The organism is Mesorhizobium sp. M0028 (genome assembly GCF_040323855.1).
In the GTDB taxonomy this organism is placed as follows: domain Bacteria; phylum Pseudomonadota; class Alphaproteobacteria; order Rhizobiales; family Rhizobiaceae; genus Mesorhizobium.
The window spans coordinates 57,555-74,473 of record NZ_JAMYVG010000009.1 but is presented as its reverse complement, the minus strand read 5'-3'; the positions used below and the strand labels follow the sequence as shown (position 1 = coordinate 74,473).

The window sequence follows — 16,919 nt, the reverse complement described above, 5'->3', positions numbered from 1 at the left end:
GCCGACCGTGCGGCTTTCCGCATGGCTCGCATATGGTATTCGTACAGGCCAGAGCCAGGCTGTCTAGCTGTCGCTCGCGGCAATGGCCGTAGAGGCGCAATCATATGCCAATGCGGCCAGTTTTGTGCGACAAAATAAGACAGCACTACTGTCCTAAATTTTTATGACAGAAATCTTGAGCGCATACAAGACCGATTCACAAAATTATTGGAGCGTTGGCGACAGAAAATTGCGCGGAACGCGGCGACAGCGTAACCTTCAGTCGCTGCATTTACGGTCCGGCTTTCACTGGCTTTAGCGGATTTTCGGCATCTGCCACTTGCGGCCGGCATGCGAAAGCGGCCAAGCTCGCACCAATTTCCCCAGCATAGGCAGACGCATGATTTTCGCTTCCGACAATTGGGCAGGCGCCCATCCCCGTATCGCTGCCGGCCTGTCGGCCCATACCGACGGCTTCTCCACCGCCTATGGCGACGGTATACTCGATAAGGCCGTTTACCAGCGCTTCAATGAAATCTTCGAATGCGAGGTCGCGGTGTTTTTCGTGGCCACCGGCACCGCAGCCAATTCGCTGTCGCTGACTACCTACAACAAGCCAGGCGGCATTTCCTTCTGCCATCGCGAATCGCATGTCATCGAGGACGAATGCGGTGCACCGGAATATTTCACCGGCGGTTCGCGGCTTTATACAATCGACGGCGCACTCGGCAAGATCGATGCCGGCGATCTGGAACGGGCAGTGGACCGTTTCGCACCCGAAAACGTCCATTCCGGGCGGCCGATGGCGGTTTCGATCACCCAATCGACCGAGGTCGGCACCGTGTACACGCTGAACGAAATCGCCAGGATTTCGGCGATTGCAAAGCAGCACGGATTGCCGCTGCACATGGACGGGGCCCGCTTTGCCAATGCGCTCGTCGCGCTGGGAACGACGCCGGCGGAAATGACCTGGAAGCACGGCGTCGACATCCTTTCCTTCGGCGGCACCAAGAATGGCTGCTGGTGCGCCGAGGCGATCGTGCTGTTCGACCTCGAGCGAGCCAAGGAACTGGCGTTTTTGCGCAAGCGCGCCGCCCAACTGTTCTCGAAATCGCGCTTCATCGCCGCGCAATTCGATGCTTATTTCAGGGGTGGGCTATGGCTCGACACGGCACGGCACGCCAATGCGATGGCGGCACGCCTAGCCGCGGCGATCGAAGATTCCCCTTCAGCCCGGCTGGCCTGGCTACCGCAGGCGAACGAGGTCTTCGCGGTCATGAAAAAGGCCGAGGCCGAAAGAGTGCAAGCAGCAGGCGCCGTGTTCCACGACTGGCATAGGCCGCTCGGCTACGACAACCATGTCGGCGAGGACGAAGCTCTCTATCGCTTCGTCACCAGCTTCGCGACCACGGCCGACGAGGTCGACCGTTTCGGCTACCTGCTCGCCGGATAGCAAGTCTTACCACCAGCAAAAAGGGGTGGCGCATTTGCTGCACCGCCCCTTTTTCCCGGGGAGTTGGCGTCCCGGGGAGTTTAGCTGCCCGATTTAGGCGGCGGTCTTGGCCTCGATCTGCTTGGCCTTGGCCGGAGCCGAGGTGATCGCGATCTTGCGCGGCTTCAGCTCTTCGGGGATGTTGCGCTTGAGGTCGACAAAAAGCAGGCCGTTCTTCAGCGCGGCGCCGACAACCTCGACGTGATCGGCAAGCTGGAAGCGGCGCTCGAAGGCTCGGCTGGCAATACCGCGATAGAGCAGTTCGGAGCCTTCGCCATTGCCTTCCTCCTTGCGCTCACCCTTGACGGTCAGCACATTGCGGTGAGCTTCGATCGAAATCTCATCTTCCGAGAAGCCGGCCACAGCCATCGAGATGCGATAGGCGTCCTCACCGGTGCGCTCGATGTTGTAAGGCGGATAGGTCTGGCCTTCCGGCTGCGCAAGCGAATCGAGCATGGTGAACAGCCGGTCAAAACCGACGGTCGAACGGTAGAGCGGGGAAAAATCAACGTGACGCATGGTGTGTTCTCCTGTTGAGCAACAAGGTTTGCGTATGGCCGGTGCGAAACCCGTGACGGCGTTCCGGATGGGCCAGCGGCCCCGACATTGGCGGCCGCATGACAAATTTGGGAAGCGGGCGACGGCATTTCAAGATTTGCCCGCGTCCGAACCGCATCGGCCCCTGATCACGTCCCGATGCCGATGAACGGCAGATGAACCGTGGCTTCGGCGAGCGTTCAGCCAGACGGCATTAAAACTGTTCTCGAGATCAGAAACAGGTCGCCTGAGAAGGCGACACGACGAGGCCGAACCGGGTGTAACGTCCCTTCCTCCCGGGTCGACAGAGGCCGGAAGCACGCCCTAGGCTGCTTCCGGCCTTACTTGTTCGCTGCCTGGGTCGACATCCCCGGCGTCCCGAATTCCTTTGCTTTTGGCGCATGGGCGTTTATGCCTGACTTGCGCCCACGCCGTCACCGACGCCAAGCAAACACCGTATGACCGATCTGTTCCCCCAGCCCTCCCTGTTCTACGAAACGCCAGGCAATCCGCTGCCGGAAAACGCGGCCGGCGGCTTCTTCACCACGCGCGACGGCAAGAAGATCCGCTATGGGCTGTTTGCCGCGGTTGCCCGCCCGATGAAGGGCACCGTCGTCGTCCTGACCGGCCGCAACGAGTGCATCGAGAAGTATTTCGAGACCATTCGCAACCTTGCCGACCGGGGTTTTGGCGTGGCGACCCTCGACTGGCGCGGCCAAGGCGCTTCCGACCGGATGATCGGCGATCGCCAGCGCGGCTACGTCCGAAGCTTTTTCGACTATACCGGCGATCTCGAGCAGTTCTTCGAAGAGATCGTGCTGCCCGATTGCCGGGGACCCTACTACATACTGGCCCATTCGGCCGGGGCGGTGATTGCGCTGCTCGCCGCACCCTCAATGGCGAACCGCGTACGTCGCATGGTGCTGATCGCACCATTCTTCACCGTGCCTGACCTCCCGGTTTCGGTAAAAACCGTTCGCGGCATCTGTTCGCTGTTCTGCCTTCTCGGCCTTGGCCGGCTCTATGCCGCATGGGGGCCGCGGCCGAAGGAATCGGTGCCCTTCGCCATAAACAAGCTGACCAGCGACCCGGAACGCTATCGGCGCAACACGCTGATCTACGAAACCTATCCGCAGCTGGCGCTCGGCGGACCGACGATCTGCTGGCTGAAGGCGGCCACGGAGGCGTCCTTGATCGTCAGCGACCCGGATTTCATGGCCAAGATCCAGGTGCCCTTGCTGATGATCGCCGCCGGCGCCGACCAGGTCGTCTCGACCAGGGCAGTCGAAGCCTATGCAAGACGTCTGCGCGTCGGCTCGCTAGTGATGATCGACGGCGCTCGCCACGAGATCCTGCAGGAGGCCGACCTCTATCGCGAGCAACTGCTTGCGGCATTCGATGCTTTCATCCCAGGAACCGGCGACGCTGTTTGACCGCTTCGCCAGCGCCCGGCAACAAAGCCTGCGCGGGTTGCTTGCCCGGCGCAGCTTGCCCCTTATTCCCGTTCAGGCATCGAGCGCTAGGTAGCGGCCAAAGAGATTGGAGGCAATTCGGCAGAGACCGGGAGAAAAACGACCATGAACGCATCGAACACGCTGTCACGTCAGGGGCATCGGCTACTGCAGATTGGCGTCGCGCTGCTGCTGTTTTCGTCATTCGAAGGGTTTGCAATACCGTACCTCGCCGCACCGCGGCTCGGACTGTCCGCGCACACGCTCAGCGCCCTGGAGGGCGTTCTGTTGCTGGCGCTAGGCCTCGCATGGTCTAGGCTCAATCTCGGCGCGGCGATGTCGCGGATTGCGTTCTGGCTGCTGATCTATTCGGCTTTGGCGATCCTGGCCGCCTACGTGATCGCCAGCGCCTGGGGGGCCGGCAACGAGACAATGCCGTTGGCGGCCGGAGCCTTCCACGGAAGTGCCTTTCAGGAAACAGTCATCAAAGGCGTGGCGTATTCATCTGCGCCGACCGGCCTCATCTCTTTCGTGCTCATTTTGCGGGGCCTGCGTCTCTCGGACGCTTGGCCTGCCGATAGCTAATGCATGTCCCGCAAAAGTGCGCAGCGGTTTTGCGATAACGACATCCAAACGAGCGCGTCTCCCATGAGTCGATTCAAACCCGACGCGCTTTAGAACCGTACCACGGTTTCCGTCGGATTTGCGCAAAACAGACGCTTGGGTATACGGATCCTCAGCCGCGCAGCGCCGCCATCGCTGCTGCGTGCAGCTCCGGCGTCGCCGCCGCCAGGATGTCGCCGCCCTTTTCCGCCGGTCCGCCCTCGAAAGTGGTGACGACGCCGCCTGCCTTCTCGATGATCGGGATAAGCGCAACGATGTCGTAGGGCTTCAATCCCGGATCGGCGACGATATCGACGCTGCCTGCCGCCACCATGGCGAAGGCATAGCAGTCGGTGCCGTAGCGGGCGAGCTGGACCTGTTGCTCGAACAAGTCGTAGCGCAAGCGCGCGTCTCCCTTGAACAGCGCCGGCGTGGTGGTGAACAGCGTCGCCTCGGCGAGGTTCGTGGTCTTGCGCGTCGTGAGTCTTCGCGGGCCGCCCGGGCCCTCATAATGCGAGCCGGAGGCATTGGCGTAGAACAGCTCGCCGGTGAAGGGCTGCGACATCATGCCGGCGACGGCATCGCCGTCGACCGTCAGCCCGACCAGCGTGCCCCATACCGGCAGGCCGGAAATAAAGGCGCGTGTGCCATCGATCGGATCGATCACCCAGACATGCCGGCTGGAGATGTTTTCGCTGCCATGTTCCTCGCCGAGAATTCCGTGATCGGGGTATTGCGCGTTGATCAGCGCCCGGATGGCGCGCTCGGCCTCACGGTCGGCCTCGGTGACCGGGTCGAAGCTGCCGTGCTCCTTGTTGGCGACCGCGCCCTGATTGCGGAAGCGCGGCAAGGTCTCGGCTGCGGCGGCACGCGCAATGCGCCGCATGAACTCGATGCTGATGTCCAACTGATTCTCCCGCTCCAGCATGTTTGAGATGCCGGTTTGCCTACGGATTTGTGCCGAAACAAGGGCGTTTTGTACCGAAACAAGGGCATTCGGAGCCTTTCGCACGACGCCAACTGTTGCTCGAATGCAACGCAGTCATCATGGAAATGCAATTTCCACTTCACAGTGAATTAAAAAAGCCGGAACGTGCCTTGACATTTGTGCAGCGCACAATACGTTTGTTCTCGGACAGGGGTTCCTGTCCATGCCCTCCTTGGGCGTTTCCTCCCTAGACTTCGACCGTGTCGTGCAAACGATGCGGTCTTTTTTTACGCTTTTTACGCTGCCACATGAGCGGCGAATGCCGCGATTCCGGCCGCTATTCGGCGGCCAGCGGCAGATCGACGAAATGATGATCCGGCATTGCCATCAACTCGGCCGAAAACCGCGCCAGGTCGTCGGCCAACGCGTCGAAACCAGCTGATCTCTGGAACGTCCGCTCATTCATGTAGAGCCCGCGATTGACCTCGATCTGCAGAGCATGCAGATGGCGCACGGGCCGGCCATAGTGCTCGGTAATGAAGCCTCCGGCATAGGGCTTGTTGTGGGCAACGCTGTAGCCCATGCCGGTGAGCAGGCCGATCGCCGTCTCGGTCAACGCCGCCGCGGCCGAGATGCCGAAACGGTCGCCGACGATGAAATCCGGCCGCAATCCGCTGTCGCCAACTCTTATGCTTGCCGGCATCGAGTGGCAGTCTATCAGCACGGCGTAGCCGAAGCGCGCATGCGTTCTGGTCAAGAGCCGCTTCAGCGTCTCGTGATAGGGCTTGTAGACCGCTTCGATGCGCGCGACGGCTTCTGCCAGCGGCAAGCGGCCGGAATAGATGTCGAGCCCCTCGCCGACCAGCTTGGGCACGGTGCCGAGCCCGCCGGCCACCCGCGCCGAGCGGATGTTGCAGAAGGACGGCACCGGTTCGGCGAACATGCGCGGGTCGAGTTCCCACGGCTCCCGGTTGACGTCGAGATAGGCGCGCGGGAAGTTTGCCGCCAGCATCGGCGCCCCGAGCGCGACGGCACCGCCGAACAATTCCTCGACATAGCAGTCCTCGGAGCGGCGGATGGCGTTGCGGTCCAGCTTGGCCATCGCCATGAACCGGTCCGGATAGTAGCGGCCGCTATGCGGCGAGTTGAAGAGGAAGGGAACGCGCTGTTCGGCGCCCGATCGGATTTCGAAGGGTGGAACGACCGAAAAATCCTCGGCTGCCGTTTTCAATTTGAACGAACCCGGAAATACCAATGCATCATGATAGGAAAGTGCCACCTCGCCGCCCGCATGTCCAGCCGCCGAAGCGCTAGCCAAATCAGGATTGTGCGCCCAACGTTCACTTGATGTTTACCGTCACCTCCTCATATACAGCATGGTTAACGGGCTTGCCGCACGGCATTGTCGGTTGGGTGATTCGGACGGGACAAGATGGCACGCATTCTGCTGGCGGAAGACGACGACGACATGCGCCGGTTCCTCGTCAAGGCGCTGGAGCGCGCCGGCTATCAGGTCAGCGATTTCGACAATGGTGCCAGCGCCTATGAGCGGTTGCGCGAGGAACCTTTTTCGCTGCTTTTGACCGACATAGTCATGCCGGAGATGGATGGCATCGAACTCGCCCGCCGCGCCACCGAGATCGACCCCGACCTCAAGGTGATGTTCATAACCGGCTTTGCCGCCGTCGCGCTGAACCCCGATTCGAAGGCGCCGAAAGACGCCAAGGTGCTGTCGAAGCCGTTCCACCTGCGCGACCTCGTCAACGAAGTCGAAAAGATGCTGCAGGCCGCCTGACGCGCTTTTTGTCCCGTCCTGACCGGCCCGGCAAGCCAGCCATTCTTTCCCTTTTCCCGCTATTGACGTGCAGAACCAAAAATGGTGTATGCGCGGCTTCGGATGGGCGTGTAGCTCAGCGGGAGAGCACTGCATTGACATTGCAGGGGTCACAGGTTCAATCCCTGTCACGCCCACCATCCAGACAATCCCTCAATCGGCCGTCGGTGTTTTCATCGGCTGACGTTCTCGGCCTGATCCGATCCTGACGCCGAGCTCGCCAATACCGACCTCAGGCCGCGCCGAGGCGAAGATCGCCAGTCTCGACGTGCTCCAGAAACCACGCATAGGTCTGTTCCAATCCGCTGCGCAGCGAGTAGCGCGGGCGCCAGCCGGTGGCGAACAGGCGCGATACGTCCATCAGCTTGCGCGGCGTGCCGTCCGGCTTTGTCGGATCGAATGTGATCGTGGCATCGGCGCCGGCGACCGACACGATGGTGCGGGCAAGGTCGGCAATGGTGATGTCTTCCCCAGAGCCGACATTGATGTGGCTGTCGCCGGCATAATTCTTCAACAGCCAGACCAGGGCGTCGGCGGCGTCGTCGACATGCAGGAATTCGCGCATCGGCGTGCCCGATCCCCACACCTCCAGGCTCTTGCGGCCGGCGCGCCTGGCCTCGTGCGCCTTGCGCATCAGAGCGGGCACGACATGGCTGGAATTGAGGTCGAAATTGTCGCCCGGGCCGTAGAGATTGGTCGGCATCGCCGAGATGTAGTCGACACCGTATTGGCGCCGGTAGGCCTGGCACAGTTTCAGTCCGGCGATCTTGGCGATCGCATACCATTCGTTGGTGGGTTCGAGCGGGCCGCTCAGCAAGGCGTCCTCGGAGATCGGCTGCGCCGCGAATTTGGGATAGATGCAGGATGAACCGAGAAACAGCAGCTTCTGCACCTCGTTACGGAAGGCGCTGTCGATGACATTGTTCTGCATGACGAGGTTGTCCTGCAGAAAATCGACCGGAAGCCTGTCGTTGGCCAGGATACCGCCGACCTTGGCCGCTGCCATCACCACTGCATCCGGCTTGCGGTCGGCCATCCAGCGCCGCACCCCGGCCTGGTCGAGAAGATCGAGCTCGGCGCGCGAGGCGGTCAGGACCTCGCAATCCTCGTCGGCCAATCTGCGCAGGATGGCCGAGCCGACCATGCCGCGATGCCCGGCGACAAAAACGCGCTTGCCCTGAAGGTCGAAGGTCATCAACTCACCCCAATGCAGAACGGCAGCTTTGCCAGTGGCCGGCGGAGCGCCGGATCGGCTTCTCTGTTGCCGGACGCATACCGCATACAGATTTATCCAGACAAGCCAAATCGCAAAACCACCCAAACCAGGCGTTTGGATCAGACGCTGTAACGTCTAGCGATCAGACACCCGCTACTGCGCAGAGGCTTGTCATTCTGGCGATGGCGAGTTCCGGCTCGGCCAGCAACCCCGCCTGATCGGCAAGGCGAAAGACATCGGCATAGTGACGGATGCCGCGCGCCGATTGCATGCCGCCGATCATCGAAAAGTGCTCCTGATGGCCGTTAAGCCATGCCATGAAAACGATGCCGGCCTTGTAATATTCGGTCGGCGCCTCGAAGATCTTGCGCGACAGCGGCACTGTCGGGACCATCAGCGCGTCATAGCCGGCGCGGTCGCCGTCGGCCAGCTTTGCCAGCGCCGCATTGGCGACGGGCGCGATGGCATCGAAAATGCCGAGCAGCGCGTGCGAATGCCTGTCGCCGTCGCCGGCGATCAGCTCGGGGTAGTTGAAGTCGTCGCCAGTGAACATCACCACGCCCTCGGGCAGCCGGTCCCTGAGCGCGATCTCCTTGCCGGCATCGAGCAGCGATATCTTTATGCCTTCGACCTTGCCGGCATGGCGTTCGATGATCGCGATCACCGTCTCGAGCGCAGTTTCGAAATCGCTGCTGCCCCAGTAGCCTTTCAGCGCCGGGTCGAACATATCGCCCAGCCAGTGCAGGATGACCTTGCCGGAGGACTGGGACAGGATGCGGTCGTAGACACTGACATAATCGTCGGGCCCTTTGGCGACCGCCGCCAGTGCACGGCTGGCCATCATGATCGCCTTGCCGCCAAGTCCTTCGATGAAGCCGAGCTGCTCTTCATAGGCCGCGATGACATCGGCGAGCGTGCTCGCGGCGCCCGGCGCCAGATGGTCGGTGCCGGCGCCCGACGCGAGATCGGCGCCGTCGACGCTGCGCGCCTCGGCGATCGAGCGGCGGATTAATTTCCTGGCATTTGCCCAGTCGAAACCCATGCCGCGCTGCGAGGTGTCCATCGCTTCGGCGACGCGGAAGCCGAGCCGCCAAAGGTGACGGCGAAACGCCATCGTCTTGTCCCAGTCGACTGCCGGCCGGGACCACGGATCGGTCATCGCCACAGGATCGGCGACCACATGGGCGGCGGCATAGGCGATGCGCGAGAACCGCGCGCCGGCCGCAGGCTGCGCCGGCTGGCCGACAAGCCGGTAGCGGATGCGGCCGCCGCCTTCCCCTGGCAAGGTGATGTCCATGGCTCTCTCCCTTCCCAGCGCCTATTAAATGGAACGTTCCAATAAATCAAGATGCTTTACCGCTCCGCCGTGCGCCGGTCGAATTGCGGCAGCGCAACAGCAGAAAGCCATACACTCCTTCGCAATTGGGCGCCATGAGCCGCATTTTCACGGATTCGCAAAAACGCGATTGACTCAAATCCATAGGAGGGATTAGATCGTTCCAATAAATCGCATAAGAAACCATCGGGAGGATAGATCTGGATGGCCAGCCGGGCCAAGGCAACGATACTCGACATAGCCCGTGAGGCGGGCGTGTCCAAATCGACGGTTTCGCTGGTGCTGCAAGGCAGCGGGCTGATCCGGCCTGAAACTGCGCTCAAGGTGCGCAAGGCGATCGAGGATGTCGGCTATGTCTACAACCGCGGCGCCGCCAATCTGCGCAAGGCCCATTCCAACGTCATCGGCATGGTCATCAACGATCTTACCAATCCGTTTTTCGCCGAGATGGCGGTCGGCATGGAGCGCGTCTTCCAGTCGGCCGGCATCGTGCCTTTCATCGCCAACACGGCGGAGAGCCCGGTGCGCCAGGAAGAGGTGCTGAAATCGCTGATGGAGCAAGGGGTCGCCGGGCTCGTCGTGTCGCCGGCGCGCGGCACCGCGCCTGGCGCCTTCCGCCGGCTTGAGACCGCGGGCGTTCCGGTCGTCTTCGTCATGCGCCGGCTTCCTGAAAGCCGCATTCCGGTGATCGCGCCCGACAACCATCGCGGCGCCTATCTTGCCACCGCCCATCTGATCGGCAAGGGGCATCGCCGGCTGGCCTTCTTCGGCGGCTCGCCCGATCTTGTCGTCTATCACGAGCGGCTGGGCGGCTTTCGCGAGGCCTGTGAAGCGCTCGGCATCGCACCGGCCGACAGGCTGGTCTTCGAGGGCGAAACCAGCCGCAAGGGCGGCATTGCCTGCCTGGAAACCGCGCTCGCCATGGCCGCGCCGCCGACCGCGGCGCTTTGCTTCAACGATGCGGTCGCCTTCGGCGTCTTGCTGGCCCTGCGCAAGCGCGGCCTGGAACCCGGCGCGGATTTTGCCGTCGTCGGTTTCGACGACGTGGCCGAGGCCGAACACTACATGCCGGCGCTGACCAGCGTCGCGGTGAACACCGCCGGTCTCGGCGAGCGCGCCGCCCATGTCGTGCTGAAGATGATCCAATCGCGCACCACGCGCGCCGAGGATCATATCGGCGCCGTCAACCTCGTGGTCAGGGAAAGCTGCGGCCCCGATCGCAAGGGACATAGCTGCGCAGGAATGGGAGACGCGGCATGACCGTCAGTTGGGGGCTGATCGGCGCCAGCACGATCGCAAGACAGTTCATGATCGGCGCCATCCGCGCGCAGCCGGACGGCGAGATCGCCGCAGTGATGAGCTCCAGCCCGGGGCGCGCCGCCACCTATGCCAGCGAAAACCGCATTCCGGCGGCGGTCTCGGCGCTTGATGAATTGCTCAGCTCCGACATCGACGCCGTTTACATCTCGACCACCAACGAATTGCATCTCGAACAGGCACTCGCCGCTATCGAGGCGGGAAAGCATGTGCTTTGCGAAAAACCACTGGCGCTGACCAGCGCCGACGCCCGCAAGATGGTCGCCGCCGCCAGGGCTGCCGGCGTCGTGCTCGGCACCAATCACCATTTGCGCAATGCCGGCTCGCATCGGGCGATGCGCGCAGCGATCGCTGCCGGCCGCATTGGCAGGCCGATCGCCGCGCGCGTCTTCCACTCTGTCTATCTGCCGGAAACCTGCAGGGCTGGCGCATCACCAGGCCGGACGCCGGCGGCGGCGTGGTGCTCGACATCACCGTCCACGATGCCGATACGCTGCGCTTCGTGCTCGGCGACGATCCAGTCGGGATCTCGGCCTTCACACAATCGGCCGGCATGGCCGCCGGCGGGCTGGAAGACGGCGCCATGTGCCTCTGGCGCTTCGCATCGGGCGTCATCGCCCAGTCGCATGAGGGCTTCACGACAAAATTCGCCGGGACCGGCTTGGAGGTGCATGGCACCGAAGGCTCGCTGATCGGCAGGGACGTGATGACGCAGAAGCCAGTCGGCTCTGTGTTGCTGCGAACGGCACAGGGCGAGGAGGAATTGAGCTTCGATCGCGAAGACCTCTATGCCCGTTCGCTGCGCCAATTCCACGCGGCGATCCGCGGCGAGGGCCAGCCTTCCGCCACCGGCGAGGACGGCGTCTGGTCGCTGACCGCGGCCGAAGCGGCATTGCAGTCGGCCAGGTCCGGCAAGGCCGTTGCCATCGACCCGAAGCTCGGGAGTGCTGGGTGAGCAAGCTCGTCTCCGCGACTGAGGCTGCCGGCCTGATCAAGGATGGTATGGTCGTTTCCGTGTCATCGTCGAGCGGCCTCGGCTGTCCGGACGCGGTGCTGGCCGCCATCGGCGAGCGCTTCGACGCGGATGGGCATCCCAAGGATATCACGACGCTGCACCCGATCGCCGCCGGCGACATGTACGGCATCAAGGGCATTGATCATCTCGCCAAGCCCGGCTTGTTGAAGCGCACTTTGTGCGGCTCCTATCCATCCGGGCCGTCCTCGTCCGAACCGCCGCAGATCTGGAAGATGATCGGCGACAATTCGGTCGCCGCCTATAACGTGCCGTCCGGCATCCTGTTCGACATGCATCGCGAGGCCGCCGCCAAGCGCCCCGGGGTGCTGACCAAGGTCGGGCTCGACACCTTCGCCGACCCGCGCCACCAAGGCTGCGCCATGAATGCCGCCGCCAGCGAGCCGATCGTTTCCGTGCAGCAGTTCGATGGCGAGGAGTGGCTCTATTTCCGCTCGATCGTGCCGCAGGTCGCGATCATCCGCGCCACCACCGCCGACGAGCGCGGCAACCTCACCTATGAGCATGAAGGCGCCTATCTCGGCGGCCTCGAACAGGCGCTGGCCGCTCGCAACAATGGCGGCATCGTCATCGCGCAGGTCAAGCGCGTCGTCGAGAACGGCACGCTGAAGCCGCACGATGTGCGTGTGCCCGGCGTGCTGGTCGATCATATCGTGGTGGCGCCCGACCAGTTGCAGACGACGCTGACGCCCTACGATCCGGCCATCTCCGGCGAGATCTTCCGGCCACTGTCGAGCTTTCGCAACGCTGAAATGAACGTCCAGAAGGTCATTGCCCGCCGCGTCGCCATGGAGCTTGCCGACGGCATGGTCGTCAATATCGGCTTCGGCATCTCGGGCAATGTGCCGCGCATCCTGCTCGAGGAAGGCCAGCACGGCAAGGTCACCTGGGTCATCGAACAGGGCGCGGTTGGCGGCGTGCCGCTGCTCGACTTCAAGTTCGGCTGCTCGTCGAACGCCGACGCTTTCATGCCCTCGCCGCACCAGTTCATCTATTTTCAGGCTGGCGGCTTCGACGCCTCGCTGCTGTCCTTCCTGCAGATCGACCGCCACGGCTCTGTCAATGTCTCGAAGCTTTCGGCGCGGCCGCATGTCACCGCCGGCGCCGGCGGCTTCGTCGACATCACCGCGCGGGCGAAGAAGATCGTCTTTTCCGGTTTCTTCAATGCCGGTGCCAAACTCTCATTGGCCGATGGCGGCATCCGCATCGACCAGGAGGGCAAGGTCAAGAAAGTCGTCGGCGAGGTCGAGCACATCTCCTTCTCGGGCAAGCGTGCCGTCGCCCAAGGGCAGGACATCACCTACATCACCGAGCGCTGCGTGATGAAGCTGACGCCGGCAGGGCTGATGGTCACCGAGCTGGCGCCGGGCATCGACCTTGAACGCGATGTGCTGGCGCAGGCCGAGATCCCGCTTGCTGTCGCCAACGACCTCAAAGTGACGCCGGACGCGCTCTACCACGACCGACCGATCGGCCTGTTGCTTAATAGCGGCGCCTCGCTTGGGGGCGCACATGGCTGAGCGTCTAGTAACCTTTGAAACTGACGGCGCCATCGGCATTGTCACGCTGCGCCGGCCGGAGAAATTCAACGCGCTCGACATTCCGATGCTGCGGGCGCTGGAAGCAGCACTCGACGAGGCCGAGGCGGCGGATGGCGTCCGCGTCGTGCTGGTCTGCGGCGAAGGCAAGGGCTTTTGCGCCGGCGGCGATGTCGAAGCATGGGCAGAAATGAGCGCTGTCGACTTCCAGGTGCAATGGGTGCGCCACGGCCACCGCGTCTTCGACCGGCTGGCGCGGCTGCGGCAGCCGACGATCGCCGTGCTTGCCGGCCATGCGCTGGGCGGTGGGCTGGAACTGGCAGCTGCATGCGACTTTCGCGTGGCAGAAACACAGGTGAAGCTGGGCTTCCCCGAGACCTCGATCGGCGTCGTTCCCGGCTGGTCCGGCACACAGCGCGCCGTGCGCCGGTTCGGTGCACAGGCGGTGCGGCGGATGGCGCTTGGCGGCGAGGTGTTTCTGGCAACCGATGCGATGGCGTTGGGGATTGTCGACCGGGCGGTCGAGACCGGCAAGGCGTTCGCGGACGCCAAGGCCTGGGCCGGCAAGATCGCCGAGCGCGGGCCGCTGGCAACCGAAGCCGCCAAGCTGATGATTGCCATCGCCGAAGGCGAAGAGAGTGCCGCCGCGACCGAAGCGCTGGCCAGCGGCTTCATTGCGCTGACAAGCGATCTCAGGGCCGGCGTCGAGGCTTTCAAAGCCAAGCAGAAGCCGGCGTTCTCAAGATCTTAGGAACCTGAAACTCACATGAACGCGCCTCTTAACATCACTATGCCCGCCGAGGCAGCCGCAGCGCCGAAAAGCTACCGGCTGCTGATCGACGGCAAGTTCGTCGATGCCCAGGACGGCCGCACGCTGGAGCGCAGCAGCCCCGGCCACGGCTTCACCGTTTCGCGCTATGCGCAAGCCGGCGCGGCGGACGTCGAGGCGGCGGTACAGGCCGCGCACAAGGCCTTCGAGACCGGCCCGTGGCCGCGCATGAAAGCCGCCGAGCGCGCCGCGATCCTGCTCAAGACGGCTGGGCTGATCGAGGCGCGACTGGACGAGATTGCCCGGCTCGACGCGCTGGAATCCGGCAAGCCGATTGCCCAGGCGCGCGGCGAGATCGGCGGCGCCATCGACATCTGGCGCTATGCTGCGGCACTCGCCCGCACGCTTCACGGCGAAAGCTACGCCAATCTCGGCGATGCCATGCTCGGTGTCGTGCTGCGCGAACCGATCGGCGTCGTCTCGATCATCACGCCGTGGAATTTCCCGTTCCTTATCGTCAGCCAGAAACTGCCCTTCGCGCTCGCCGCCGGCTGCACGGCGGTGGTCAAGCCGAGCGAGATGACCTCGGCCTCGACCTTCGTGCTCGGCGAGATCCTGATGCAGGCCGGCTTGCCCGATGGCGTCGTCAACATCCTTGCCGGGCTGGGCGCCGATGTCGGCGCACCGATGGTCAGCCATCCGCTGGTCGAAATGGTGTCGTTCACCGGCTCCACCCGCGTCGGCAAGATGACCATGGCGTCTGCCGCCAACTCGCTGAAGAAAGTCTCGATGGAGCTCGGCGGCAAGAACGGCCAGATCGTCTTTCCCGACGCCGACCTCGAGGCCGCCGCCGACGCGGCGGTATTCGGCGGCTTCTTCAATGCCGGCGAATGTTGCAATGCCGGCAGCCGGCTGATCGTCCATGAGGCGATCGCCGACGAGTTCCTCGGCGCCGTCAAAGCCCTCACCGCCAAGGTGGTTGTCGGCGACCCGCTCGACGACCGCACCAAGGTTGGCGCGATGATCTCCGCCGACCATGTGGCCAAGGTCACCGGCTACGTGACGGCAGCGGAAAACGACGGCAGCCGGATTTATACTGGCGGCAAGCAACTTGCTTCCAGCGCCGGCCAGTATCTCGACCCGACCATCATTCGCGACGTCACCGAAGACATGGCCATTGCGCGCGAGGAAGTGTTCGGTCCGGTGCTCTCGGTGCTGACTTTTGAATCGATTGAAAGGGCGTTGCACATCGCCAACAACACGCCCTATGGTCTGTCGGCGGGCGTGTGGAGCGCCAGCATCGATACGTGCATGTCGGTGGCGCGGAATGTGCGTTCGGGAACCGTTTGGATGAACACGTTCATGGAGGGTTACCCCGAACTGCCTTTCGGCGGCTACAAGCAGTCCGGTTTGGGACGCGAACTCGGCAAGCGCGCCGTCGAGGATTATACCGAGGAAAAGACAATCCAGTTTCATCGCGGCCAGCGCACCGGATGGTGGGTCGGCTGAGTTGGGAAGAACCCGGTGGCCATCCGCCGGTCGTTGTAAGTTCAACAAGGGAGGAAGTACATGTTGCGCAAACTGCTTATCGGGACGGCACTCGCGTCGGGCGTTGCGTTCGCGGCCCATGCCGAGGACGTCAAGGAAGTCCAGATGCTGCATTGGTGGACGTCGGGCGGCGAAGCTGCCGCTCTGAACGTGCTCAAGCAGGATCTGGCCAAGGAAGGCTTTGCCTGGAAGGACGTGCCGGTGGCCGGCGGCGGCGGCGACGCCGCCATGACCGCGCTGAAGGCGATGGTGGCGGCCGGCAACTACCCGACCGCCTCGCAGATGCTTGGCTATACCGTGCTCGACTACGCCGCAGCCGGCGTCATGGGCGACCTGACCGAGACGGCGATAAAGGAAGGCTGGGACAAGTCCGTTCCCGCGGCCCTGCAGAAATTCTCGGTCTATGACGGCAAGTGGGTCGCGGCCCCGGTCAACGTCCACTCGGTCAACTGGCTGTGGATCAACAAGGCGGTGATGGACAAGATCGGCGGCACCGAGCCCAAGACCTTCGACGACTTCATCGCGCTGCTCGACAAAGCCAAGGCGGCGGGCGTCATCCCGCTCGCGCTGGGCGGCCAGAATTGGCAGGAAGCCACCATGTTCGACTCGGTCGTGCTGTCGACCGGCGGGCCCGAGTTCTACAAGAAGGCCTTCAACGACCTCGACGAGGAGTCGCTGAAGTCCGACACGATGAAGAAGTCGTTCGACAATCTCGCCAAGCTCGTCACCTATGTCGACCCGAACTTCTCGGGCCGGGACTGGAACCTCGCCACCGCCATGGTCATCAAGGGCGATGCGTTGGTGCAGGTGATGGGTGACTGGGCCAAGGGCGAATTCAACGCCGCCAAGAAGGTCCCCGGCACCGACTTCCTGTGCTACCGCTTCCCCGGCACCGATGGCAGCGTCGTCTACAACTCCGACATGTTCGGCATGTTCAACGTTCCGGAGGACCGCAAGGCCGCCCAGATCGCCTTGGCCACCGCCACTCTGTCGAAGAGCTTCCAGTCGGCCTTCAACGTCGTCAAGGGCTCTGTTCCGGCCCGCACCGACGTGCCGGACACCGATTTCGACGCTTGCGGCAAGAAGGGCATGGCCGATTTGAAGGCCGCCAATGAAGGCGGCACGCTGTTCGGTTCGCTGGCGCAAGGCTATGGCGCGCCTCCGGCGGTTGCCAACGCCTACAAGGATGTCGTCTCGAAGTTCGTGCACGGCCAGATCAAGACCTCGGACGAGGCCGTGACCCAACTGGTCAGCGCGATCGAAGACGCCAAGTAAGGCACCGCCGATGTGAATGATCTCCCCGGCGCAAGCCGGGGAGATTTCCCTGCGGCGAGGTTT

General features: G+C 63.2%; 14 protein-coding genes, 1 tRNA gene and 1 pseudogene. 11 read left to right on the top strand and 5 right to left on the bottom strand.

Features of this window, described 5'->3' with window-relative positions; genetic code table 11:
- The first annotated feature begins 379 nt into the window (after positions 1–379).
- Positions 380–1,432, top strand: a complete 1,053-nt coding sequence (locus NKJ93_RS18375) for a threonine aldolase family protein (protein WP_352590566.1) — start codon at positions 380–382, stop codon at positions 1,430–1,432.
- Between the two features lie 93 nt (positions 1,433–1,525).
- Here NKJ93_RS18375 and NKJ93_RS18370 read toward each other — a convergent pair whose 3' ends face one another.
- On the bottom strand, positions 1,526–1,990 hold the full coding sequence (locus NKJ93_RS18370; RefSeq protein ID WP_023675381.1) for an Hsp20 family protein: 465 nt from the start codon (positions 1,988–1,990) through the stop codon (positions 1,526–1,528).
- A gap of 476 nt (positions 1,991–2,466) precedes the next feature.
- On the opposite strand from NKJ93_RS18370, the gene NKJ93_RS18365 reads away from it, so the two are divergent.
- Together NKJ93_RS18365 and NKJ93_RS18360 are read left to right on the top strand one after the other, a co-directional pair.
- Complete coding sequence (locus NKJ93_RS18365) at positions 2,467–3,441, top strand: alpha/beta fold hydrolase (protein WP_352494701.1); 975 nt, start codon at positions 2,467–2,469, stop codon at positions 3,439–3,441.
- 144 nt (positions 3,442–3,585) lie between these two features.
- Positions 3,586–4,044: a styrene oxide isomerase gene (locus NKJ93_RS18360; protein ID WP_352590563.1), complete on the top strand. Its 459-nt coding sequence runs from the start codon at positions 3,586–3,588 to the stop codon at positions 4,042–4,044.
- Between the two features lie 151 nt (positions 4,045–4,195).
- Here NKJ93_RS18360 and hisN read toward each other — a convergent pair whose 3' ends face one another.
- Positions 4,196–4,969, bottom strand: coding sequence for a histidinol-phosphatase (gene hisN / locus NKJ93_RS18355; protein ID WP_352590560.1), 774 nt, complete (start codon positions 4,967–4,969; stop codon positions 4,196–4,198).
- Positions 4,970–5,327: 358 nt separating this feature from the next.
- On the bottom strand, positions 5,328–6,269 hold the full coding sequence (locus NKJ93_RS18350) for an N-formylglutamate amidohydrolase (RefSeq protein WP_352481931.1): 942 nt from the start codon (positions 6,267–6,269) through the stop codon (positions 5,328–5,330).
- A gap of 153 nt (positions 6,270–6,422) precedes the next feature.
- On the opposite strand from NKJ93_RS18350, the gene cpdR reads away from it, so the two are divergent.
- Together cpdR and NKJ93_RS18340 are read left to right on the top strand one after the other, a co-directional pair.
- Entirely contained in the window at positions 6,423–6,785 is a 363-nt protein-coding gene (gene cpdR / locus NKJ93_RS18345; RefSeq protein WP_006199474.1) for a cell cycle two-component system response regulator CpdR, read from the top strand.
- A gap of 104 nt (positions 6,786–6,889) precedes the next feature.
- Positions 6,890–6,964: transfer RNA gene (locus tag NKJ93_RS18340), tRNA-Val, on the top strand.
- A gap of 92 nt (positions 6,965–7,056) precedes the next feature.
- On the opposite strand, the gene fcl is transcribed toward NKJ93_RS18340, so the two are convergent.
- Both fcl and NKJ93_RS18330 read right to left on the bottom strand, forming a co-directional pair.
- Positions 7,057–8,019: a GDP-L-fucose synthase gene (gene fcl, locus NKJ93_RS18335; protein WP_352481930.1), complete on the bottom strand. Its 963-nt coding sequence runs from the start codon at positions 8,017–8,019 to the stop codon at positions 7,057–7,059.
- 163 nt (positions 8,020–8,182) lie between these two features.
- Positions 8,183–9,337 carry a dihydrodipicolinate synthase family protein gene (locus NKJ93_RS18330; RefSeq protein WP_352590557.1) on the bottom strand — a complete coding sequence of 385 codons (1,155 nt, stop codon included), beginning with the start codon at positions 9,335–9,337 and terminating at the stop codon, positions 8,183–8,185.
- A gap of 243 nt (positions 9,338–9,580) precedes the next feature.
- On the opposite strand from NKJ93_RS18330, the gene NKJ93_RS18325 reads away from it, so the two are divergent.
- From NKJ93_RS18325 to NKJ93_RS18300, 6 genes and pseudogenes are all read left to right on the top strand, one after another.
- Complete coding sequence (locus tag NKJ93_RS18325; protein ID WP_352481928.1) at positions 9,581–10,636, top strand: LacI family DNA-binding transcriptional regulator; 1,056 nt, start codon at positions 9,581–9,583, stop codon at positions 10,634–10,636.
- Positions 10,633–11,648, top strand: a pseudogene (locus NKJ93_RS18320) (Gfo/Idh/MocA family protein). Before NKJ93_RS18325 ends, NKJ93_RS18320 begins: the two are co-directional and overlap by 4 nt.
- Entirely contained in the window at positions 11,645–13,246 is a 1,602-nt protein-coding gene (locus NKJ93_RS18315; protein WP_352481926.1) for an acyl CoA:acetate/3-ketoacid CoA transferase, read from the top strand. The pseudogene NKJ93_RS18320 and the gene NKJ93_RS18315 overlap by 4 nt, the downstream one beginning before the upstream one ends.
- Positions 13,239–14,015, top strand: coding sequence for an enoyl-CoA hydratase/isomerase family protein (locus NKJ93_RS18310; protein ID WP_352494698.1), 777 nt, complete (start codon positions 13,239–13,241; stop codon positions 14,013–14,015). Before NKJ93_RS18315 ends, NKJ93_RS18310 begins: the two co-directional genes overlap by 8 nt.
- Before the next feature lie 15 nt (positions 14,016–14,030).
- Complete coding sequence (locus tag NKJ93_RS18305; protein WP_023719059.1) at positions 14,031–15,542, top strand: aldehyde dehydrogenase family protein; 1,512 nt, start codon at positions 14,031–14,033, stop codon at positions 15,540–15,542.
- 60 nt (positions 15,543–15,602) lie between these two features.
- The gene (locus NKJ93_RS18300; protein WP_031194023.1) at positions 15,603–16,856 is read left to right on the top strand and encodes an ABC transporter substrate-binding protein; all 1,254 of its coding nucleotides are present in this window, start codon (positions 15,603–15,605) and stop codon (positions 16,854–16,856) included.
- The last annotated feature ends 63 nt before the right edge of the window (positions 16,857–16,919 follow it).